Genomic DNA, 24,227 nt, shown 5'->3' on the forward strand with positions numbered 1-24,227 from the left:
GATGTCTGATACAGAATGTATTCTTTGAGATCATATATCCTACCGCACGGGCGGCCCCGATTATACATAAAAACATTCCATGAAAACACTAACATTAGTTATAACCGCACTTTGTCTGGCAGTAGCAACCTCCTGCTCCGACAAATTCCTGGATGTGCAACCTAAAGCTGCGCTGGCAGTTAGCGTATTACAGAACAAAACAGGCGTTAACGCCTTATTAATTGGAGCCTACGCGCTTCTGGATGGTTGGGCAACTGCCGAAGGGGCTTACCGTTCCTACAACGTCGGAGCTGACAATTGGGTGTATGGAAGTGTAGCCAGTGATGATGCCTACAAAGGAACCATTGCGGGTGACCAACCGCCAATTTCGCTTATCGAACAGGGCAATATTACGTCTGACAATATCTACTTCCGGGGTAAATGGCGCGGTATGTACGACGGCATTGCTCGTAGTAATGACGTGTTGCAGGCTGTAGCCGTTGCGAAAGACATGACCGATGCGGAGAAAGCAGAGGTCATAGCCGAAGCCCGTTTCCTGCGAGGCCATTTCCATTTTGAGCTGAAGAAGATGTTTAATATGGTGCCTTATATCGACGAGAAGATCTACAATCCGAACGATCTCGAAAGCACGAAAGTCCCGAATAACGTAGACATTTGGCCAAACGTCTTGGCGGATATCAAAGCCGCTTATGATGTACTTCCTGCTAAACAGACGCAGGTGGGACGACCAACTAAGTGGGCAGCGGCAGCTACACTAGCCAAAGCTTATCTATTCCAGAAGAAATATGCCGAAGCCAAACCCCTGCTCGAAGCGATTGTAGCAAGTGGTCAGTATAAGCTAATGGACAGATACCACGACAACTTCAAGGCGGTAACAAACAACAATGCCGAATCAATTTTTGAGGTTCAGTATTCAGTAAACGACGGCGCACCAAACGGTGAAAATGGTAACATTGGGTCAACTCTGAACTATCCGTATGGTGGCGGTGGCGTAACAACTTGCTGCGGTTTCTTCCAGCCTTCACAGAACCTGGTAAATGCCTTCAAAACGGATGCGAATGGCTTGCCTCTCATCGATACCTTTAATGATGCAGACGTAACCAGCGATCAGGGCATTGAAGCAACGGCTCCATTTACACCTTACGCCGGCCCAGTTGACCCACGCTTAGACTGGACAGTAGGCCGTCGGGGAATTCCCTATTTAGACTGGGGTGTACATACCGGAAAGCCTTATGTTCGGGATCAAGCCTATGGTGGACCTTTTTCGCCCAAAAAGCATGTCATGTATAAGTCGGATGTGGGCACAAACACCTTTGCAGGCAACAATCGTCTGAATGCCAACAATTATCGCATAATTCGTTATGACCATGTACTGCTTTGGTTAGCCGAAATTGAGACGGAAATTGGTGATCTCAACAAAGCGCGTGGGTATGTCAACCAGGTTCGTCGGCGGGCAGCCAATCCAGATGGTTTCGTAAAAAATACAGATGGAACAGCCGCAGCCAATTATGTAATCAAAGAATATTCGACCGACTGGACCGATCAGGCTACAGCTCGAAAGGCTGTGCAGTTCGAAAGCCGGCTGGAGTTTGGTATGGAAGGCCATCGTCGGTTTGACCTCGTGCGCTGGGGCATCGCCGACCAAACGTTGAATACGTATTATCCTGCAGAAGCAAAAAAACGCTCGTACCTGAATGGGGTTAAGTTTATCAAAGGGCAGCACGAATATTTCCCCATCCCAATACAGGAGATTTTCAACAGTAAAAAAGATGGCAAAGAAACCCTGACACAGAATCCAGGATATAACTGATTTACGAATTATACGGAGGCAAATGCCCTTGTAAACTCGTAAATCATAGTTTCTCAATAACGTGGTCAATAGACAACTTTTGCTTGTCTATTGACCACGTTATTGTTTGCCCAAATCAAGCTGTTCACTTCGTTTGCGTGAAGTGAGCGGCTTAAAAATCTGTATCTTTGCAGGCTAATACTGATACAAGCCTATGACGCTGAATTTTGACCACATCGACGAACTTGATACAGTAGCTCACCAGCTACTCGCTGAAGGACGACAACGGCCGGTGTGGTTAATTGACGGAGAGATGGGCGCGGGCAAAACCACACTCGTTAAAGCCCTTTGTCGAGCTTTAGGGGTTGTCAGTACGGTACACAGTCCAACGTTTTCAATTGTCAATGAATACACGACCCACGAAGGGCATTCCGTGTATCATTTCGATTGCTACCGGCTCCGAAACGAAGCGGAAGCACTGGATATCGGTATTGAGGAATATTTTGCTTCGGGCGATTATTGTTTTATCGAATGGCCCGAGCGAATTATGTCTCTTTGGCCTGCCATGTATTATCAGCTTCAACTATCGGCAGACATTGATGGGCACCGAATGATTGAAGCAGAAATAATTTAATGTTTCAAGTTTAACGTTTCAACCGGGCCGCTAATGCGGTTTCAGGTTTTCAGACGGTTATTTTACTGAAACATGGAACCGCACCGGCGGCCCGGTTGAAACATTGAACGCTGAACAACGAAAAATGACTGGATTTGAGGAATTGGCCAAGCAAACGGCCCTGTATCCGAAAGAAGCTCCGCTGGCGGTAAAAACCAGCCGGAACGGCCTGCTTATTGGGTTACCCAAAGAAGTATCGCTTCAGGAAAATCGCATCGCGCTAACTCCCGAAGCCGTGGCTATTCTGGTTCGAAATGGCCACAATGTGATTGTGGAGACAAACGCGGGCGAGAAAGCCAAATTTCCCGATCATGAATATAGCGAGGCCGGTGCACAGATTGCTCAATCGCCCAAAGAAGTCTACGAGGCCAATCTCATTCTAAAAATTGAGCCACTTGTCGAGGATGAATTCGACCATATTCAATCGGGTAGCACGGTCATTTCGGCGCTGAATCTGCCGTCTCATGACAAGGCTTACTTCGAGAAAATGCTGAGTAAGAATTTGACCGCTTTTGGCTACGAATATATTGAAGATCAGAGCGGTGGCTTACCCGTTATTCGGTCAATGAGCGAGATTGCCGGTAGTACCGTTATGCTCATTGCGGGCGAATACCTAAGCAATGCCGATAATGGTCGGGGTATTATTCTGGGTGGTATAACGGGCGTTCCACCAACAAAAGTCGTCATGCTCGGAGCCGGAACCGTAACCGAATACGCGATCCGCATGGCGCTTGGTATGGGTGCCGATGTAAAGGTATTCGATAAGCACCTGTACAAATTACAGCGACTCAAATATGCCGTTGGGCAACACGTGTACACCTCCATTATCGATACCGATACCATGGCGGAAGCCATTCAACGGGCCGATGTTGTGATTGGTGCGATGCGGGCCGAAGATGGTCTTAGTCCGGTGGTTGTCACTGAAGAGATGATCAGCCGAATGAAACCAGAATCGGTCATTATCGACGTATCGATTGATCAGGGTGGCAATTTCGAGACGTCACGCATGACGACCCACAAACAGCCCACATACAAGCATATGGGCGTTATACACTACTGCGTTCCAAATATTGCCGCTCGCGTTGCTTATACGGCCAGTATGGCGCTCAGCAACATCTTTCTACCATTCCTACTCGAAACAGGAACCACTGGTGGTATTGAGCAGATGATGTACGCGAACCGTTGGTTTATGAAAGGTGTTTATACACATAAGGGAACGCTCACCAATGCCTATATCGCCCGCAAGTTCAACCTGCGGTTCAAGGATCTGGACCTTTTGCTGGCTGCCCGATTTTAACATAGTTAGCAAGTTGGTACGTTGTAAGTTGGTAAGTACTGACGCATTTATATTGCTTTCGCGTCAACACTTACCAACTTGCAACTTATCTACTACGTCATGATTAACCATAGCAACGAAAATACCCTACTTGACGACGCTAATTCCTACGATGTCAATAAACAATTGATGGGAACAATTTCGTCGGATTTTGTGAAGGTTGCCGATCAACTTAAAGAAGCGTCGTATCAGATTCGCAAACGCGGCTTTTCAGAGTACCCGGTTTTTGTCGCTTCCCGTCGCGATGTACCCGTGGGACAGCTTCTTATTGGCGCTACGGAACTGGAGAATCAATGGAATTATAAGGCCTCTTTTCTGGATGAGTTTATACAACGCGAACTCATCGGCGAGGACTCAATCGATTTGTGGAAAGAAAACTATAAAAAGCCCGATGAATATTGCTGTTTATTCGTCGTACACGGTGATTTCGCTGGCTTTGTGTACATTCCATATCCTGAAGATTAATCAGGATTTTCCCATGTTTTACCAAGCCGAATCAACCCGATTCGGCTTGTCTTTTTTCAAGGCGCTAATAATACTTTTTCGGGAAATAGCTTTTCTAAAAATAAGCCCCTTAAATTCCATTTTACTGGGTTACTTCCAGTTAGAAAATACACCTGATAATCTAGCCTAAAAGGGCATCAAAACCAATAGAAAGCCACTAACTGTCCCACCGTCTGAGGATTATGTTTTTTTTTGTCATATTAAGTAAATCTTGACAAAAATGGATAGGAAAAGATGAATTATTTTTGTATTTTTACAATCTGTATAGACACATAAAAGCAGGCTATTTTTCAGGCCCGCACCAACAAATTTCAGACTCGCTCCTATTCTGATATGACCAACGAAATAATTGAAGCAGACGCCCCCGTTGAAACTGCGTTAGGCAACTATGGTGCCGATAACATTCAGGTGTTAGAGGGTCTGGAAGCCGTTCGCAAACGTCCATCCATGTACATTGGTGACGTAGGTACACGTGGCCTGCACCACCTGATCTGGGAAGTCGTCGATAACTCTATTGACGAAGCTCTGGCGGGTTATTGCGACAAGATTACGGTAACAATCAATCCAGATAATTCCATTACGGTACAGGACAACGGTCGGGGTATTCCAACCGGTATCAATACCAAGATGGGCGTTTCGGCTCTGCAAATGGCGATGACCATGTTGCATGCTGGTGGTAAATTTGACAAAGACACCTATAAAGTATCGGGTGGTCTTCACGGCGTTGGCGTATCCTGCGTAAACGCCCTTTCGACCGATCTACGCGTAGAAGTTCATCGGGAAGGCAAAATCTTTGAGCAGGAGTACAAAATAGGTATTCCTCTCTATGATGTACGTGTCATTGGCGATGCTAATGATACAGGTACACGGACACATTTCAAGCCGGATGGAAGTATTTTCACCGATACGATTTATAAATATGATACGATAGCAGGTCGTCTGCGTGAGTTAGCGTATTTGAACAAGGGCATCCATATTTTCCTGAACGACCTGCGTGAGTTGGATGAAGCTGGAGAACCAGTGCGACATGATGATTTCTTTTCGCAAGGAGGTCTGGTTGAATTTGTCGAGTATCTCGATCAAACACGGCCTGCTCTTGATGGAATGAAACCTATTTACATGGAGAGCACCAAAGGCTCTACGCCTGTACAGGTTGCGCTGGTATACAATTATGAGGCTGGCGAAAATGTCCTGTCGTATGTCAATAATATCAATACTCACGAAGGTGGTACTCACGTACAAGGCTTTCGCTCAGCATTAACACGGGTATTGAAAAATTATGCCGATAAGAACCCCGGCGTACTACCTAAGAACTCAGGTAAGGTAGCGTTCAGTGGTGAAGATTTCCGTAAGGGCCTAACGGCGGTAATTTCAGTAAAAGTGGCTGAGCCTCAGTTTGAAGGACAGACCAAAACCAAATTAGGCAATCAGGATGTGGTAAGTGCTGTGAGCCAGGCAATGGCTGACCTACTCGAAACCTGGCTGGAGGAAAACCCAAAAACTGCCCAGGGTATCGTTAAAAAAGTGCTTGTGTCAGCTCAGGCGCGGATTGCAGCCGATCTGGCTTATAAACGCATTATGACCGAGCGCAAGGATTTCATGGGCGGCATGGGATTGCCCGGAAAACTAGCAGACTGCTCCGATACTGACCCGGAAAAATGTGAACTTTATCTCGTTGAGGGTGATTCGGCTGGCGGAACAGCCAAGCAAGGGCGCAACCGGGCATTTCAGGCTATTTTACCCTTGCGTGGTAAGATTCTGAACGTAGAAAAAGCCATGGAGCACAAGATCTACGAGAATGAAGAAATTAAAAATATCTGGACAGCGTTGGGCATTCGGTTGGAGAAAAAAGACGATGAAACGGTGATGAATCTGGACAAGCTCCGGTATCACAAAATCATTATCATGACCGATGCCGATGTAGATGGTAGCCACATCCGGACACTGATTCTGACGTTGTTCTACCGCAATATGAAAGCGCTCATCGATAACGGTTATATATACATTGCTCAACCTCCTCTCTATCTGGTAAAAAAAGGGAAAGAGGAACGTTATTGCTGGACAGAAACTCAGCGCGAAGCAGCAGTGAAGGAATTAGCGGGTAGCGGTAAAGAAGAAAATGTAGGTGTACAGCGCTACAAAGGACTTGGAGAAATGAACGCCGAACAACTTTGGAGTACAACTATGAACCCCGATACTCGAAGCCTGAAAGTCGTAACGGTTGAGTCGGCGGCCGATGCCGATCACGTTTTTTCAACGCTCATGGGCGATGAGGTAGCCCCCCGGCGCGAATTCATCGAACGAAATGCGAAATATGCCCGAGTGGATGTTTAACCGAATGATAACATAAAGCGGGCTTTTTAGTCCGCTTTTTTGTTGTAATTCAAAGTTTGAAATGAGTATGCGTTATTCCCTAAATTCAAACCGAACTATATTGGGCAACTTAGTTTCCCGGTTTACCCACCGCCAGGCAAGCTCTCCTGCTCAGGTAACTGATAAAATGGCAAAGGTTAGTGAAAAAGTAAGCAGCGTTATCGATCAGAGCGATTACCTCAGTCGTGATTTAAGCTGGCTCAAATTCAATGAGCGTGTTCTGGATCAGGCTCGTAGCCCGCATCGGACGCTTATGGAACGGCTGAAGTTCCTGGCAATTTCAGCGTCAAACCTCGACGAGTTTTTTATGATTCGCGTCGGGAGTTTGTACAACTATCTGGATTACCACAAACAGCGGGTCGACTACTCCGGGCTTCGTGAAGTGCCTTTTCGGAAGGCGTTATTTACCGCAGCACATCAGCTTTGCCAGGACCAGCAAACTGTTTTTACAGAGCAATTGCTGCCACTGTTCATCGAAAATGGTCTTCAATTAGTTACGTACGACGATTTAAGCGCAAATGAGCGAATCGAAGCAACTGACTATTTCGATAAGGCAATTTACCCGACCCTGACACCTATGCTGTATGATTACACGCATACATTTCCGGTGCTGTTGGCAAAGGTTCTGATTTTTGGCGTAGTCACGCAAAGTCCTGATGGGATTGATTTGCAAAATCAGCGATCAGATGATGAAGATGATCGTCAACGCCTGTCGTTTGTACAGATACCAGCCAATCTGCCGCGCTTTTTATCGTTTGAGCGTGAGGATACCATCTTGTTTTTGCCTATTGAAGAAATCGTGCGGCAGAATATTAAAAAACTCTACCGCAATGTCGAAATTCTGTCAGTTAATCTGTTCCGCATTACGCGTAACGGCGATTTTACACTCGACGAAAACGATGATGATGAAGTCGATTTCATTGATGAAGTTCGGCAGAAAATTAAGAACCGGCGCTTGGGTCGTGTTACACGGGTTGAGGTAGAGACCTATGTTAATAGCGCGTCCAGAACAAACTCACCCTGGATGCTCAATCTTCTCAAAAAGCGCTGGGAAATTGATGATCTGAACATTTTCGAATCGAATAATCTGCTAGATTTTTCTGCATTCTGGCAAATAATTGGTAATCCAGAGTTTAAAGACGACATGCCCCGTCAGCACGTACCGGTACCTCCATTGGGTCTCGCTCGTGATAAAACGGACGATATTTTCGAGATCATAAAGCAGCGTGATCTACTATTACACCATCCGTACAATAATTTTGAGCCCGTACTGCAACTGCTCGAACAATCGGCAGAAGATCCAAATGTACTGGCTATCAAAATCACAGTATACAGGTTAGCAAAACGCTCCCGCATTACAGAAGCTCTGTTGAAAGCGGCTGAAAATGGGAAGCACGTATCGGTCTTATTTGAAGTAAAAGCACGTTTCGACGAAGAAAATAACATTCGTGAAGCGCAGCGGTTGCAGAAAGCTGGCTGCTTTGTAATTTATGGTATAAGCCGATTTAAAACGCATACAAAACTTTTGTTAGTTGTGCGTAGTGAAGGTAGCCGGGTGGTACGCTATGCACATATGGCCACGGGCAATTATAATGAGGATACCTCAAAACTCTACACCGATATTGGTCTGTTAACGACGAACGAGACCTACACGCACGATATCTCCGAGTTTTTCAATGTCATTACGGGTCATTCACTCCCAAACGAATACCAGTACCTGATTACAGCCCCGCGCGATATGCGCGATCAGTTAGTACGATTAATCCGACTGGAAGCAGAAAACGCCAAACGTGACTTGCCAAGTGGTATTTGTATTAAGGTCAATTCATTGGAAGACAAGCTTGTTATTGACGAGTTATATAAAGCTTCTCAGGCTGGCGTACCTATTCGACTCATTGTACGAAGTATCTGTTGCCTGCGTCCCCACCGGGATGGCTTGAGCGAGCTTATAACTGTTCGGTCTATTGTGGGTGATTTCCTGGAGCACACGCGCATTTATTATTTCCATAACAACGGCGACCCAAAAGTATATAGCGGCAGCGCTGATGTAATGGTCCGCAGTTTTGACCGACGAATTGAATCGTTGTTTTATTTAGCAGACCCACGCGTAAAGCAACAGGCCATTCTGATTCTGAAATATAACCTGCTCGACAACGTAAATGCCTATGAACTAAAGGAAGATGGTGATTTTAAGAAATGTGACGTACCTGATGGTAGTGAGCCATTCAATATACACCAGCGTTTTTTCGATGTGACTGAAAAAGAAGTGGTGGAAGCTCGTTTGTTCGATCCCGAAATTAAGCTAGCTGAAGTCGCCAAAATTGAAGAAGAATATCAGGAAGGAGCCGAACGAGCTATTGCTGATATTTGATGATTTGCCGAATTTAGCCAATAAACCAAGTCATTAAGTCTTACGATTAAATATACCTATTATGCCAATAAGTATATTTAATTATTTATTTCGTACATTTGCCTCCTCAATAGTAATACGGCATGGAATCAATACGGGTGCATTTACCGGAAGATTTACGAATGAACGATGATGAGTTCACTCGTTTTTGTCAGGATAATCCGGACCTGAAGTTTGAGCGCCGAAAAAACGGTGATATTGTTTTTATGGCTAATACAGGAGGAGAAACGGGTAATAACAATTTTGAACTAGCAGCTCGGTTTGCCGTATGGAACTGGCAAGCCCAATTTGGTAAATTTTTTGATTCATCAACGGCTTTTCGACTTTCTGATACATCCATAATGTCGCCCGATGTTTCTGCTATAGCACAAAACCGCTGGGATGAATTAACTCCAGAACAACGCCGTAAAATTTTACCCTTATATCCTGATTTCATCCTTGAGTTACGCTCCCAGTCCGACCGTCTGAAAGATTGCTTTGAAAAAATGGACGATTGGATGGCCAATGGATGTCGGCTAGGATGGCTTATTGATCTGACAAATCACACCACTTATATTTATCGCTCCAACCAGAAACCACAGGAGATCGTTGGACTAGGTCAACTATCAGGTGAAGAAGTACTTCCAGGCTTTATACTAGATCTGGCAACGATTAGCTAAGAGAAAGGAAACGAGTATTCAGGTAATCAGAACGGGCTGAAGGGCGTATAAATATCGTCAATTCAGCCCGTTTCCTGTTTTTCTATGGTTCTAAGCGGTTATTCCTACCCTTCTTTTTGTATCTTAGCTCACCTAACTGTAACTGTGATTTTATTGGATGGAGCGCTTTACTGGCATAATTGGCATCATTTTAATTCTAGGCATCGCTTATGCCCTCTCTGATAACCGAAAAGCTATTAATTATCGTACTGTTGGCGTAGGGTTAGCGCTTCAATTTGGATTAGCCTTATTTGTTCTAAAAACCGATGTCGGCCAACTCCTTTTTCAACGACTTGGTTATTATGTTGACCGCCTTCTACAAAAGGCCAGCATAGGTGCCGAATTCGTCTTTTCGTCACTCGTTAAAACAGACGTTTTAGCCAAAGCTTTTGGTCCTGGTAACGATTTCATATTCTTCTTCAAGATTATTCCAACGATTATTTTCGTGGCGGTTCTGGTCAATATTTTCTACCATTTGGGCATTATGCAGCGCGTGGTAGCAATTATGGCCCGTGCTATGAAATGGCTTATGGGTGTCAGTGGGGCCGAAGCGCTCTCCAACGTAGCTAGTACGTTTGTTGGTCAGGTTGAAGCTCAAATTATGATCAAGCCCTATTTGAATGGCATGACTAATTCCGAACTGCTGGCCAGCATGACCGGTTCGTTTGCCTGCATAGCAGGTGGTGTGTTAGCGGTTTATATTTCGTTAGGGGTTCCCGCTCCGTATCTATTAGCAGCTAGTATCATGGCCGCGCCGGGCGCATTGGTCATCAGCAAAATTGTCATGCCCGAAACCCAGATTTCCGAAACTCGTGGAACGGTAAAGGTTGAAATCAAAAAAATATACGCTAACCTGCTCGATGCCATTGCTGCGGGTGCCAGCGAGGGTCTGAAAGTTGGCTTCAATGTCGTTGCTATGTTAATTGGCTTTATTGCCCTGATTGCCCTGATTGACAGCCTCTTTTTTCGCTTTGGATTTTATATTTTGGGTATCGACTACTTAAGTCTGAACTTTTTGTTAGGTAAATTCTTCTCAATCTTTGCCTGGGCAATGGGCGTTCCGGCTAAGGATATTCAAGCTGCAGGATCACTAATGGGTACCAAGATGGTCGTTAATGAATTTGTTGCGTACCTGGAATTGGTAAAACTTAAACCCACACTCGATCCTAAAACAATTGCCATTGTGAGCTTTGCGCTGTGCGGCTTTGCCAATTTTAGTTCCATTGCTATTCAGGTTGGTGGCATTGGAGAGCTGGCTCCCAAACGCCGTAGCGATCTTGCCAAGCTAGGCTTTAAAGCACTCATTTGTGGCACGCTGGCAAGTTACATGTCGGCTACACTGGCAGGATTGCTGCTCTGACAGTAGAAGACTAACTTATAATTTTTAGCCCGGCTCTGATTCGTCAGTAGCTGGGCTTTTTTGTTAGTTCCTGTTTTTTCTTTACATTATTCAATCATACCTTCAGCTTCTAACGTTTTATTGGTACATATTTACCTTATAGCGAACACACGCCCTAAACCACTCTCAGGATGATCCAGACAAAACTAATCCCGCGTACTGCCGAGGCTTATGAGCCACCCATGCTTATAAAAACACTATTAGCCCAATCCCTCAGATACGAACCGCAACGCGAAATTGTCTATCGAGATTTATTCCGTATAAACTACGTTCAGTTCAATCAGCGTGTACGTCAATTAGCCAATGTACTGGCAGAGGTAGGCGTTAAACCTGGCGATACAGTTGCTGTGCTGGACTGGGATAGTCATCGATATCTCGAATGTTTTTTTGGTGTAACGAGTGTTGGCGCCATTTTGCATACGGTTAATATTCGGCTGTCGCCTGCGCAGATTCTATATACGATGAATCACGCAGAAGACAAGGTGGTGCTCATTCACGAAGACTTTTTGCCGCTTCTGACCGCAGTAAAAGATCAATTGACAACCGTCGAAACATACATACTGTTGAGTGATAAGGTTTATACGAATACGATCGATACGCAACCAGGGGTCGAAATTCCTGTCGGTTTCTCAGGTGAATATGAGGCATTACTCAAAGCAGCATCCCCAGAGTATGAGTTTCCTGATTTTGACGAAAATACCTGGGCAACGAGCTTTTATACCACTGGCACAACGGGTAATCCCAAGGGTGTGTATTTCTCTCATCGCCAGTTATTTCTGCATACTATGGGTCTGTTAACGTATCTAATCGGCTATGAGGCTCTGCCGTTCAAGTCGAGAACAGACGTTTATATGCCTATTACACCTATGTTTCATGTTCATGCTTGGGGCTTCCCATTTTTAGCCACCCTGATGTCGGCAAAACAAGTGTATCCAGGTAAGTATGAACCCGAAATGCTTTGCAAATTAATTGTGACAGAAGGGGTTACACTTTCTCATTGCGTACCCACAATTCTAAATATGTTGGTTAACAGCCCAGCCGCGCAGAAATTCCGCGATAATTTGAGTCGCTGGAGTGTATTAATCGGTGGTTCAGCGCTCACCAAAGGCCTGGCTAAAGCAGCCCTGGATTTGGGTATCAATATCTCGGCGGGGTATGGCATGTCAGAAACTGCCCCTATTCTTTCTGTCGTGTATTTAAATGAGGAAGAACGCGCCTTATCTCTTGATGATCAGATTGATTTTCGCGTTCGGGCTGGTCGAATTGCACCGTTCGTTGAAGCAAGGCTAATGAATGAAGATGGTCAGTTTGTATCGCATGATGGGCAATCACTAGGCGAAATTGTGGTACGCACGCCCTGGACAACTCAAGGATACTATAATGATCCAGAACGGGGCGCAGATCTCTGGCGAGGTGGTTGGCTGCACACAGGTGACGTGGCCAGCATCACACCCGACAATTGGATCATGGTCGCTGATCGGACCAAAGATGTAATTAAAACCGGTGGCGAATGGGTATCGTCGCTAGATATGGAAAACGTATTATCGCAGGTGGAAGGTGTGGCCGAATCAGCTGTTATTGGATTACCCGACGATCGCTGGGGTGAGCGGCCTCATGCGCTCATTGTGCAAAAACCAGGCTATAATTTAACTGCCGAAGGTATCAAGAATGGGTTAAAAGCAAAGGTAGATCAGGGTGAGCTTCACAAGTGGTATGTTCCTGACCGGATTCTATTTGTATCGGAAATCCCTAAAACCAGTGTTGGCAAAATTGACAAAAAGCGCATTCGAAGCGAGATGAAGGATCAGATTCTCTCATAAAGGCGCCAATAAGCTGCATTGGCAGACCAGTCGCTACAATATATGACACGAATTGGCTTATTATCAGATACACATAGCTATCTGGACCCGCAGATTTTTACCCACTTCGACGCATGCGATGAAATCTGGCATGCGGGTGATGTTGGCGCGTTAGCAGTCGCAGAACAATTAAACAGTTTCAAACCCTTGCGAATTGTGTCTGGCAATATTGATCGCGAAACCAGTGATCTGCCAGCTAACCAGCGCTTTGAGCTTGACGGATTAAGCATCTGGATGACACATATTGGCGGCTCACCACCTAAATATAATCCTACTGTTAGACCGCAGTTACAAGTAAATACGCCTGATATTTTTGTTTGTGGACATTCGCATATCCTCAAAGTCACCCGCGACTTAAATCTGAAGAATATGCTTTTTATTAATCCAGGAGCTGCTGGTAAAACGGGCTTTCATATCATGCGAACTGCAGTCCGATTTTCACTCGATGCAGGTCGGATTCTGGATATGCAAGTGATTGAATTAGGCAAAAAGTAAACCAATAAAAAAGGGCTTTCTGTGCAGAAAGCCCTTTTTTATTGGTTTATAAAACTTATATCGGCAGCGATTCAGGCTCTGTTTCAGCAGGCTTGGCTTCCTTACCGATCTCTTCTTTAACTTCTTCAGCTACACCTTTGTTTTTGTAGGCCTGATAAACGGTTTCGCGCTCAAAAGGACGCTTCCCGATCAAACGAACCAAATCATTTTGGTACAGGATTTCTTTCGCAAGCAACTCTTTGGCAATAATCTCTAAGGCGTCGCGGTGATCACTTAGCAAATCTTTAGTGCGATTATAAGCGATGTCGACTATCTTACGAACTTCTTCGTCAATATGCTTGGCCGTCTCTTCTGAATATGGCTTGTTGAAAGCATAGTCCGATTGTTTCGAATCGTAGAATGACACATTACCAATTTTGTCGTTCATGCCATACATAGTCACCATACTGTAAGCTAGTTTGGTGATTCGCTCCAAGTCGCTCAACGCACCGGTCGATACTTTACCGAAAATGAGATCTTCAGCAGCCCGACCACCCAATGCCATACACATCTCGTCCATGAGTTGCTCGGTACGATATAGATACTGCTCACGTGGCAAATATTGTGCGTAACCAAGAGCTGCTACTCCACGAGGAACAATCGTCACTTTCACGAGTGGATCAGCATGTTCGAGGAACCAGCCCGCCACAGCGTGACCAGCTTCGTGATAGGCAACAATTTCTTTTTCTTCAGGAGAAATGATCTTGTTTTTCTTTTCCAGACCACCAATTACCCGATCCATTGCATCCTGGAAGTCCTTCATATCAACGGCTTCCTTATCGCTACGGGCAGCAATCAGAGCTGCTTCGTTACAAACGTTAGCAATTTCGGCACCAGCGAAGCCAGGCGTTTGTGCAGCCAGTTCTCTAGGATCAACATCAGGCGACAATTTGATCGGTTTCAAATGAACCCGGAAGATCGCTTCCCGTCCAATAATATCTGGCTTATCGATACTGATCTGGCGGTCAAAACGACCAGGACGCGATAACGCTGAATCAAGTACGTCAGGACGGTTTGTAGCGGCCAGAATAATGATTCCTGAATCCGTAGCAAAACCATCCATTTCCACTAACAGCGAGTTGAGTGTATTCTCACGCTCATCATTAGCACCGGGCATAGAACCACGACCACGCGAGCGACCTACTGCATCGATCTCATCAATAAAGATTATACAGGGAGCTTTCTCTTTAGCTTGTTTAAACAAATCACGTACACGAGCAGCACCTACGCCAACAAACATTTCGACAAAGTCAGAGCCTGACAGGGAGAAGAACGGAACGCCTGCCTCTCCAGCAACAGCCTTGGCAAGTAAGGTTTTACCTGTACCTGGAGGTCCAATCAGCAAAGCTCCTTTTGGGATTTTAGCGCCAAGTTTGGTGAACTTGGTTGGATTTTTAAGATAATCAACGATTTCCTTAATTTCCTCCTTAGCCTCATCCAGACCAGCGACATCGTTAAAAGTAATTTTTACCTTATTATCAGCATCGAACAAAGCAGCTTTCGACTTACCGATGTTGAAAATCTGTCCACCAGGTCCACCTGCGCCCGACATTCGGCCCAACAAGAAATACATAGCTAGTATCATCACAATCAGGAATCCCCATGTGCTGATAATACTACCAAAGTCGCTACGTTGTTCGAATTTATAATCAACCTTTTCATTAGCAGGTACACCTTGTTGCATGGCATCAAGGTCCTTCTTAAAGGTTTCGCCAGATGCTATCTGGAATTGAAAATGTGGGCCATGACCGCTACCGAAATAAGGTTTCTCGGTAAACATAGATCGGTATTTCGGGCTTTGTGCGGCTTGCTGCGTAAGCGTTACTTCCGCAATTTTATCATTCACCACCACTACTTCGGCCACTTCATGATCTTTCACCATAGCCTCAAACCGCTTCTGCGATGTCTCGCGAGTGGCCGAACTTTTGTTAAAGAACGTAATGCCAAGAATGGCGGCAATCAGCAACGCAACAATCCAACCCTGAAAGTTAGGCTTACGAGGCCCTCCACGAGGTACTAACGGATTTCTATTATTATTTTCTGCCATTTCTTCAGGTTATACAAACGGATTTCAACAAGTAACACCGTTTTACAATTGAATGTTTCTTTCACAAAACGGTTAGGATAGACGGTTAATCAGTCCGATAGACGGCCTAAAATAAACCTGTTTAATTTAATACACATAGGAAAATAGGTTGTTTAGTGTAAAGGCATTTTGCAATTAAAATACTACTCATTTACAAAACCCTCTAACTGACTACCTAATTTTCAGGACGCCACTGTCAGTTCATTATCTTCAATTAAATGAATTTCAGCATCACCCCAAAGTTGCTCAAGATCGTAAAAAGCCCGACGTTCTTTTTTAAACACGTGTGCTACGACATCGACATAATCCAGCAAAATCCATTCCCGATTTAACTTGCCTTCTTTATGCCAGGGATCTTGTTTACTAGCTTTATAAACTTCTTCTTCAATAGACGTTGAGATGGCGTCAATCTGTGTATCAGAGTTACCCGAACAAATGACAAAATAATCACAGATGGCGTTTTTAACGTTGCGCAAGTCCATTACTACAATGTCATGCCCTTTTTTTTCCTGCATTCCGCGAACAACGAAATCACGTATTTGCTCGGGGGTAAACTCTTTATTGTTATTAATTCTCATGCTTTCGGTTTAACATTGCTACACTAATCAGCGGGTACTTTGCCTAAAGGACATACTGTCTGAAGCACCATTCATTAGCTCTACTACTAAACTATACAATATTTTGTACAAAATCTATCCCAAAACGTTTTTTCTTGGACAAATAATCCAATATCTGCCAAGCTGTCAGTCTACTAACGACGAAGCGTCTGCTTTGATTGCCCAAACAGACCCAAGCGAAGGTACGCTTGTCATAACAGACAATCAAACGGCAGGGCGCGGCCAGCGTGGTAATCAGTGGGAAGCAAAGTCTGGGCAGAATCTAACCGTTTCGCTTATTCTTAAGCCTTCTTTTCTAGCCGCAACCGAGCAATTCTGGCTCAACATAGCTATTTCGTTGGGTATTTACGACGCTCTCCAACCACTCGCTGGTGATACATTACGTATTAAATGGCCAAATGACATCTATGTTGGCGATCAGAAATTAGGTGGGATTCTAATCGAAAACATATTACACGGCTATAACATCGAGTGGTCGATTGTGGGAATGGGCCTAAATGTAAATCAAACTGAATTTGGGTACTCAACTGCCACGTCGTTACAATTACAGGCTCCCCTACCGAATTCATATGATCTGCCAGGTTTACTCAGCCGTCTCTGCGAAACTCTCGAACAACGTTACCTCCAATTACGGTCGGGCCAACGAGATGTGCTAAAAATCAATTATCTACAAATATTATACCGTTACCAGGAAGAACACACATTCGAAGCCAGTGGTCATACTTTTCGGGGAACAATTATTGGTATCGATGCAACCGGACGTCTGGCCATCTCAAGCGATGATCAGGTGCAGTATTTTAATTTTAAAGAAGTGAGTTTTTTAGTGGACTAAGTGAAATAGGTGAAGTAAGTGCAGTCGGTTTATCGATTACACTTACTTCACCCATTTCACTTAGTCCACTATTTTATTGCTTCCTCTACGGGATTGCCAATGCAGCCGCTGGGTTCGAGGAGTCCAAGAAGGGCAGTAATGGTTGGGGCAATATCATGAATATGTGTCCGACGTAAAGTTTGGCCGGGTTTGACACCCCAGCCGTAGAGCAGGAATGGCACATGTGTGTCATATGCATACGTAGTGCCATGCGTAGTACCTTTGTTTCGGCCCTCAATCCAGCCAGGAGGTTGCATGACATAGAAATCACCGCTCCGATTGGGGTGATACACATTCCGAAACAGATTTTCCTGTAACAGTGGCATCGCTTCGGCGCCCAGGTTGTGCAAATTGACCACATTAACGACCGCTTTCTGCTTGAGTAAAGCAGCCCTAAGCAGTTCGTACACATCCTGCATGGCAATCTTCTTCTCGGTCAGCAGCGTATGGTTCAGATAAACCTGCTGATTGATGTATGACAACATCCACTGTCCTGGACCATACGCTTTTTCGAGCGTAGCTTTAACCGTTTCGCCAATTTCTCCATAGCTCTTTACGCCAGCCGGAATACGGTACTCTTGTAAAAAGCCGGGTGCATCGACCACACCGTGATCGGCCGACAGGAAGGCCAACCATCGTCCCTGCCCCACTGTAGCATCTAGTTGTGTAAAAATATCAGCCAGTTGTCTGTCGAGTCGGATGTAATTATCTTCAGTCTCTATGGCATGTGTGCCAAATGCGTGCCCGATATAATCGGGAGATGAGAAACTAAGGCAAAGCATATCCGTCACGTCGTGCTGTCCTAGTTGCTCACCTTTCAAAGCAGCCAGGGCAAACTCTTTCGTAATTTGATCGCCATAAGGGCTGGTGCGCAGCACTTCATATTTACTACTACCTGTCTGAACAACAAATTCATGTGGAAATACGGCCTTTGACTCCCCCGGCATTGTTGCTTCGTAGGGCTTATCATCGGAGGTACTTTCTGTGTATTGGTTCATCGCCAATGTAGTCTGCCATTTCTGGCTAATAAACTTCTCAGGAAGTTTTTGGGCATTAAACGTCTGCACCCACTGCGGTAGCTCCTGTTGGTAGAATGTACTGCTGATAAAATTACCATCTTTCGAATCGAACCAATAAGCAGCATTGGCGGCATGACCAGCGGGTAAAATAGCACCCCGATCTTTCAAGGCAATTCCAACAACTTTAGCCCGCCCATCGGTAGCAAGTTTGAGTTGATCGCCAATAGTCGTAACTAACATATTGCGGGGTGACATTTTGCCAGCAGTACCTGTATTCCCTACCGTATTTACGGTCGTATCTTCGGCACAGTATACTAAGCGACCAAGGTTCCGCTCATAAAAGTCATTGCCAACAATGCCATTAAGAGCCGGAGCAGAACCTGTGTAAATAGCAGTATGACCAGGACCAGTATATGTAGCCGCGTAATGGTAATGGTTATTCCTCGCATTGAACCCCTGATCCATTAATCGCCGAAAGCCACCCGTACCAAATTTAGAATAGTATCGATAGAGGTAATCATAACGCATTTGATCAATCACAATACCGACAACGAGCTTAGGCTTATCTAATGGTGAACGGGCAATTACAGGCGCTTTTGGGGGTTGTGCTAAGGCTGTTATCGTGAGCAAAGACGATATCAAAATGGAAGAAATCAGACGCATGAGGTCGTTTGTTGGGGGTTGGGTAACTTTTAAGCAAATGTACAAAACAAATTGTTGGACAATCTAAGGATGAACGTGAAGCCTTTATGAAGGCTAATCCGAGCAATTTCCCACACTTCTTAGTCTACCCTATCGAAAAGGGATTTTTTTTCCAACATTGTGGTTTTGATTCTGTTGACTTAATGGCAAAGTAGTTTACCCCATTGTTTGGTATGATTCAGATTTCCGGGCCTGCTACATTCTGGCTGACAGCTTTGCTGTTATTGATTATTATTTTTGGACGTTATGTCCTGTTTTCATTGACGTTCTGGTGGCTGTTCAAGGTGTCGATGAAAACCCAGTTTGCTCACCGGGCCGTGCAAACACGCCCTCGTAAGCCGGGACAGGATTGGCGTGAGATTGGCTGGTCGCTGCTAACATCACTCATCTTTACAGCTATCGCGATGGGTATGATTCTGGCTTATCAGGCTGGTTATACAAAAATCTACACAAACCTTCGTGACTATCCACTGGCGTGGTTTCCAATCAGTATAATACTGGTTTTATTCATCCACGAAACGTATTATTATTGGCTTCATCGCTGGATGCACCGGCCAGCCGTTTACAAGTGGGTTCATAAAACACATCACGACAGTATTACAACCTCACCCTGGACCGCCTTTTCGTTTCACCCTATTGAGAGTACACTGCAGGCTATTATCATTCCAGCCTTAACCTTCGTGGTTCCTCTACATATTTCTGCGGTAGGGATTATTCTGTTGATTATGACTTTATCGAGTGCGGTTAATCATCTGAATACAGAAATTTACCCTCGAAACTTTGATCATCACTGGCTAGGACGATGGCTCATTGGGGCAACGCACCATAGCTTACACCATACACAGTTTCGGTTCAACTATGGCCTGTACTTCACTTTCTGGGACAAGTGGATGAAAACGGAAAGTCCCGATTTTCACAAGCTGTTCGGAGAGAAAACAAAGAAAATGATGAATGATGAATGATGAATTCGTTATTCATTTTACTTGCTACGATCTATCGTATACTGCACAAGTTGATGTAATGATTGTCGATACGTAGAATCGGGGAAGGCGTTTAATAGCGCCTGTGCTTCGGTGACGTACTGATTCATTGCCTGGGTTGCATACTCGATTCCGCCAGAGTTTTTAACGAAAGAAATGACCTCATCAACCTTTTTTGGCTTTTCGCTTTCGTTCTTGATAATATTGATAATTCGACGTTTCTCCAGAAAACCCGCCTTATTTAGTGCGTAAATAAGCGGTAGCGTCATCTTTTTCTCCTTGATATCGATGCCTAGTGGCTTTCCAACTTCAGCAGTGCCGTAGTCAAACAGGTCGTCTTTAATCTGAAAGGCGATACCAACTTTTTCGCCGAAGATTCGGGCCTGCTCGACCATTGTTTTATCGACACCTACCGATTGTGCGCCAACGGCACAGCAGGCTGCAATAAGCGAGGCCGTTTTTTGGCGAATAATTTCATAGTAAACGGCTTCGGTAATATCCAGTCGCCGGGCTTTTTCAATTTGAAGTAATTCCCCTTCGCTCAGCTCGCGAACAGCCATCGTAACAATACGAAGCAGGTCGTGTTCATTGTTATCAACTGCCAGAAACAGGCCACGAGTCAATAGGTAATCACCGACCAATACAGCTACTTTATTTTTCCAGAGCGCATTAATTGAAAAAAAGCCCCGTCGATAGTTAGACTCATCAACTACATCGTCGTGAACAAGCGATGCGGTATGGCACAATTCTATGAGTGAGGCTCCCCGGTAGGTCGATTCGTTAATTTGTCCGCATACGCCGGCCATCAGAAACACAAACATCGGGCGGAGTTGTTTTCCTTTCCGCTTCACAATGTACTTCGTAATCTGGTCGAGTAGCATGACGTCACTCTTCATCAACCCCCGGAACTTCTGTTCGAACAATTCCATTTCGACAGCAATAGGAGCCTGTATATCAGCGACGGTAAGGGACATTATATGGGGAGTCAGTCGATAGTCGTTGGTCAATAGTCGCCAGTCGTTCGTACCTGCTGCCGACGGCTATTGACTAACGACTATCGGCTATTCTTTGGCAATTATAGTAAGGAAAGAGCAGACGCCGAAAAAGCCGTTTAGAAAACCAGACAACCTTTTCATAACTATCCGAGCATCAATTCGTTTTGTTTATTACTTGAAAACACTCAACTTACCGTCCAGGTAAGTCGTTTATGCCACCTACTTCTGTTTCGTATGATTGACAATCCAACTCCTCCCGTTCCGAAAGTAGCCGCTAGCCAGCCAAAAACAAATTCATCGATTCACGCCCTTGTATTAGGTGGAGGTTCATTGAAAGGTGCATTTCAGGTTGGGGCCGTTATGGCACTTTTTGAATCGGGCTTTGTTCCCAGTAAACTCTACGGTATTTCGGTTGGAAGTCTCAATGCAACCTTTATTGCAAATGAAGCCGCCCGTCAGCAAGCCGAAACAGGCCAGGTTGACTGGACAAAAGTAGGCAAATATTTAATTGAATTCTGGATTCGGAATATCACAAAACCCAGTGATGTGGCTGTTATCCGATCACGGTTTCGGATGGGGTATAATACCCTTATGAGCCGGTTCGATGGATTGTTGGACAACTCCCCTATTCAGAACCTTATTCGCAGCCTTGTCGATGTGGAAGCCATCAAAACGGGACCTGTAACCCTGAAAGTCGGGGCAGTTGACATTATTGAGGGCGATATGTATTATGCCGATGCCAACGATCCTAATTTTTTGGACTACGTGTATGCGAGCAGTTCGCTACCGTTTCTGATGCCTGCAGTCCAAATCGGGGGCGATCATCGACGGGCATTTCTGGATGGTGGCCTGCGCGAAGTAGCGCCGTTGCGAGTAGCTATTGAAGACGGTGCTACTGATATTGCCTGTATAGCCTGTCATGCAAAGAAAATATATAACGAGAAGTTTAATTACCGGAACCTGTTGAATTTGATGGACCGGGTAAAAGATATAACTGTCAATCAACTGGTTAATAACGACATTGCCTGGGCCGAACGCTATGCTGAACGTGAAAAGCTTCATGATCGTAGCCTCAACTTAACAATTATCCGACCAACCGAACCTCTTTTTCTAAATCTGATGAAATTCACCTCCGAGGACATTAGCAAGATGATTGTTCAGGGATATCAGGCTGGAACCGATATGCTGAAAATGAAGCGACTCAATGGTAATACGACGTTTTTACCCTAGGCAATGTGGTTACTGAGAGCGATAAGGCCCATGAACCGCCTTCACGGTAAACGATTCATTAGTATCGTCCAAAATCAACACCTGATACGATTCTCCTCCCGGTTGAACCCGGATAACAACATGGCCCGATTCGCTTTTTAACCGAGGTAATAAATCCCGAATAGCGACTTTAGCCTCTTCCTGCAAATTGGTGGCAAACACATCGCGTTCTCCCGTGTAGCTTTGTGCGGACAATATTCGCTCAAGTACATCGCGCCCCGGATGCGAGGATGCCCAGGCTGGAACCACCAGCACTCGTGGTCGCAGACTAGCCAGCAATGTTCCGTTTTCTGAATCAGCGTACCCATGATGATCGACTAATTGAACATCTACTGGCCCAGCCACATTCGCAATGGGTGTTTCAACATCGTGCCAGGGAGGTGATCCAAACTGAAGCACGCCCTGAATGTCTCCTCCAGAAAAATAATCAAAGGCACCATAACGAATCTGGAAGGCAATGCTGCACATATTTTCATTAGGGTATTCGGCAGGTTGCAAAGTCGTTAGATTAGGAAAAAGAGACCAGGTTTCGTTTCGAACTTTAGTCCAGATTTCGCCATTGACAGCCAGATTTCGAACCTCTACCGGATAGTTCTGGCTTAATTTCGGCTGTTCAACAAACGTAATCTGATCGTTCCGACCAGCCTGAAACAGTTCTACATTTAAACCTTTATGCTGAATTTGCCAATTCAGAAATCGGCGGTAATTAGCCACCATCGAATCACTGGCAAAAGAGCGTGGATAGCTATACTTTGGCCATCCTCGGTCTAGAATCTTGCGAATAGGAATGTACTCTCCTACTTCAGTAATTCCCGTCAATACATAGCCCCCTGCTCCGCGCTTAGTGACGTTTGATGGCGACCCCATATGGTCGTCATGGAAATGAGTTATAATGGCGTAGTCGATTACAGGCTCAGCTTTAAACCGTAAACTAGTTCGCACATAGCGTGCAATCCATTCGCCGGCCTGTCGATCATTTGTAGGCTTTACTGGAATATTTCGTGGTTTGTTCGTCCGCCAGTCAATCGGATTAATAGCCCCCGCATCCACTAATAGGCTGGTTCCATCCGGAAATACAATAAAGGTGGCATTGCCCTGTCCCGTATTAATGTGATGAATATCGAGTTGCCCAACCTGCCAAATAGGCAGCGATTTTCCTGGTTGTTGCGCTACTGTAGTAACGGCGTAAAACACAGTTAGCCCCAAAAATATCAGTCGAATAAATCGCATAAAAAGGCAAAGCGATTAAAATAAGTCAGCTACTTCCTGGGGCCGATCGGTAGTTAGTATATCGCCACCCTGCCTAAATACATCTCGGTAGCCAATAGCGGCCTCTGCCATTGACTTTTCATCCAGTTGATTTGGGCCATATGTACCAACAGAACACAGAATGCCGAGTTTGTGCAATCGTTCATAATAGGTAGTTGGTTGAAGTTTCTGCGGGGTTAACGCAATTAAATGGCCCGACGCCAACGGATTGCTTTCTAATTTATCCAGATCAGCCATGCTATTCACACCAACCGCTAGCCATAGTGTCGGATATTGATCACGTACCCGCTGAGCCTCCGTGAATGAATAGCAAATGACAAAAACTGAATGGATGGCATGGTGTTTCTCCACTTCTTTCATGACACGTAGTGGGTCTGTTCCTGGCTTTACATCCAATGCTAACATATAGCGATTCTTGTTCCAGATCAGTATATCGGTGAACGTTGGTATAGACTGATTAGTCAATTCTCCGGCTAGCGTTTTGAGCTTAATGGTTCTCAGCTCAGCTAGTGTCTGTTCGGCAACGGGTCCTTTTGCATTCGACTCCCGATCCAGTGTAGCATCATGAAGCAAAACAAAGCCACTGTCGCGCGTCATTCGCACATCCATCTCGATAATAGCATCAGGAAGCGCTTTTGCTGTTTTGTCGAATGTAGTGATTGAATTTTCGGTATCAGTTGAACCAGGTCCGCCCCGATGAGCTAAAATGAGCGGTCGTTTTCGACCTGGTTTATAGTGAAAAAAGGCATCAACAGCTTTACTATCGTGAAATCTGTTCTGCACTTGTGCCATTCCCTCATTCGTGATGAGGAGCATTAGTAAAATGAAAATGTTCCTTTTCATA

General features: G+C 45.0%; 19 protein-coding genes. 13 read left to right on the forward strand and 6 right to left on the reverse strand.

Annotation, left to right across the window (positions count from 1 at the left end):
• The first annotated feature begins 79 nt into the window (after window positions 1-79).
• From GO755_RS37320 to GO755_RS37365, 10 genes are all read left to right on the forward strand, one after another.
• Window positions 80-1,810: a RagB/SusD family nutrient uptake outer membrane protein gene (locus GO755_RS37320; RefSeq protein WP_157590538.1), complete on the forward strand. Its 1,731-nt coding sequence runs from the start codon at window positions 80-82 to the stop codon at window positions 1,808-1,810.
• A gap of 193 nt (window positions 1,811-2,003) precedes the next feature.
• A complete protein-coding gene (gene tsaE / locus GO755_RS37325) occupies window positions 2,004-2,423 on the forward strand; it encodes a tRNA (adenosine(37)-N6)-threonylcarbamoyltransferase complex ATPase subunit type 1 TsaE (RefSeq protein WP_157590539.1) in 420 nt (139 codons plus the stop codon).
• A gap of 124 nt (window positions 2,424-2,547) precedes the next feature.
• Window positions 2,548-3,759, forward strand: a complete 1,212-nt coding sequence (locus GO755_RS37330) for an alanine dehydrogenase (protein ID WP_157590540.1) — start codon at window positions 2,548-2,550, stop codon at window positions 3,757-3,759.
• Between the two features lie 99 nt (window positions 3,760-3,858).
• A complete protein-coding gene (locus GO755_RS37335) occupies window positions 3,859-4,263 on the forward strand; it encodes a hypothetical protein (protein ID WP_157590541.1) in 405 nt (134 codons plus the stop codon).
• 372 nt (window positions 4,264-4,635) lie between these two features.
• Window positions 4,636-6,636 carry a DNA topoisomerase (ATP-hydrolyzing) subunit B gene (gyrB, locus tag GO755_RS37340; protein ID WP_157590542.1) on the forward strand — a complete coding sequence of 667 codons (2,001 nt, stop codon included), beginning with the start codon at window positions 4,636-4,638 and terminating at the stop codon, window positions 6,634-6,636.
• Window positions 6,637-6,802: 166 nt separating this feature from the next.
• Window positions 6,803-9,046 carry a polyphosphate kinase 1 gene (ppk1, locus tag GO755_RS37345; protein WP_262887043.1) on the forward strand — a complete coding sequence of 748 codons (2,244 nt, stop codon included), beginning with the start codon at window positions 6,803-6,805 and terminating at the stop codon, window positions 9,044-9,046.
• 122 nt (window positions 9,047-9,168) lie between these two features.
• Window positions 9,169-9,744 (forward strand): Uma2 family endonuclease, encoded by a 576-nt coding sequence (locus GO755_RS37350; RefSeq protein ID WP_157590544.1) that lies wholly within the window; start codon window positions 9,169-9,171, stop codon window positions 9,742-9,744.
• Window positions 9,745-9,901: 157 nt separating this feature from the next.
• Window positions 9,902-11,143 carry a NupC/NupG family nucleoside CNT transporter gene (locus GO755_RS37355; RefSeq protein ID WP_157590545.1) on the forward strand — a complete coding sequence of 414 codons (1,242 nt, stop codon included), beginning with the start codon at window positions 9,902-9,904 and terminating at the stop codon, window positions 11,141-11,143.
• A gap of 170 nt (window positions 11,144-11,313) precedes the next feature.
• Complete coding sequence (locus GO755_RS37360) at window positions 11,314-13,002, forward strand: fatty acid--CoA ligase (RefSeq protein WP_157590546.1); 1,689 nt, start codon at window positions 11,314-11,316, stop codon at window positions 13,000-13,002.
• Between the two features lie 42 nt (window positions 13,003-13,044).
• Window positions 13,045-13,536, forward strand: a complete 492-nt coding sequence (locus GO755_RS37365) for a metallophosphoesterase family protein (protein WP_157590547.1) — start codon at window positions 13,045-13,047, stop codon at window positions 13,534-13,536.
• Window positions 13,537-13,591: 55 nt separating this feature from the next.
• Here the strand turns inward: GO755_RS37365 and ftsH are convergent, their stop codons facing one another.
• Both ftsH and rsfS read right to left on the reverse strand, forming a co-directional pair.
• Entirely contained in the window at window positions 13,592-15,622 is a 2,031-nt protein-coding gene (ftsH, locus tag GO755_RS37370) for an ATP-dependent zinc metalloprotease FtsH (RefSeq protein ID WP_157590548.1), read from the reverse strand.
• Window positions 15,623-15,843: 221 nt separating this feature from the next.
• A complete protein-coding gene (rsfS, locus tag GO755_RS37375; RefSeq protein ID WP_157590549.1) occupies window positions 15,844-16,239 on the reverse strand; it encodes a ribosome silencing factor in 396 nt (131 codons plus the stop codon).
• Window positions 16,240-16,342: 103 nt separating this feature from the next.
• Between rsfS and GO755_RS37380 the strand changes: the two genes are divergently transcribed.
• Complete coding sequence (locus GO755_RS37380) at window positions 16,343-17,110, forward strand: biotin--[acetyl-CoA-carboxylase] ligase (protein ID WP_157590550.1); 768 nt, start codon at window positions 16,343-16,345, stop codon at window positions 17,108-17,110.
• 68 nt (window positions 17,111-17,178) lie between these two features.
• On the opposite strand, the gene pafA is transcribed toward GO755_RS37380, so the two are convergent.
• Window positions 17,179-18,831 carry an alkaline phosphatase PafA gene (gene pafA, locus GO755_RS37385; protein WP_157590551.1) on the reverse strand — a complete coding sequence of 551 codons (1,653 nt, stop codon included), beginning with the start codon at window positions 18,829-18,831 and terminating at the stop codon, window positions 17,179-17,181.
• A gap of 212 nt (window positions 18,832-19,043) precedes the next feature.
• Between pafA and GO755_RS37390 the strand changes: the two genes are divergently transcribed.
• Window positions 19,044-19,832, forward strand: coding sequence for a sterol desaturase family protein (locus tag GO755_RS37390; protein WP_157590552.1), 789 nt, complete (start codon window positions 19,044-19,046; stop codon window positions 19,830-19,832).
• A gap of 17 nt (window positions 19,833-19,849) precedes the next feature.
• On the opposite strand, the gene GO755_RS37395 is transcribed toward GO755_RS37390, so the two are convergent.
• Window positions 19,850-20,824 carry a polyprenyl synthetase family protein gene (locus GO755_RS37395; RefSeq protein WP_157590553.1) on the reverse strand — a complete coding sequence of 325 codons (975 nt, stop codon included), beginning with the start codon at window positions 20,822-20,824 and terminating at the stop codon, window positions 19,850-19,852.
• 255 nt (window positions 20,825-21,079) lie between these two features.
• On the opposite strand from GO755_RS37395, the gene GO755_RS37400 reads away from it, so the two are divergent.
• Window positions 21,080-22,075, forward strand: coding sequence for a patatin-like phospholipase family protein (locus GO755_RS37400; protein ID WP_157590554.1), 996 nt, complete (start codon window positions 21,080-21,082; stop codon window positions 22,073-22,075).
• Between the two features lie 9 nt (window positions 22,076-22,084).
• On the opposite strand, the gene GO755_RS37405 is transcribed toward GO755_RS37400, so the two are convergent.
• Window positions 22,085-23,344, reverse strand: coding sequence for a ComEC/Rec2 family competence protein (locus GO755_RS37405; protein ID WP_157590555.1), 1,260 nt, complete (start codon window positions 23,342-23,344; stop codon window positions 22,085-22,087).
• Between the two features lie 15 nt (window positions 23,345-23,359).
• Window positions 23,360-24,226, reverse strand: coding sequence for a glycerophosphodiester phosphodiesterase family protein (locus GO755_RS37410; protein ID WP_157590556.1), 867 nt, complete (start codon window positions 24,224-24,226; stop codon window positions 23,360-23,362).
• Window position 24,227 lies beyond the last annotated feature (1 nt).

It is taken from the genome of Spirosoma arboris (assembly GCF_009754945.1).
In the GTDB taxonomy this organism is placed as follows: Bacteria; Bacteroidota; Bacteroidia; order Cytophagales; family Spirosomataceae; genus Spirosoma; species Spirosoma arboris.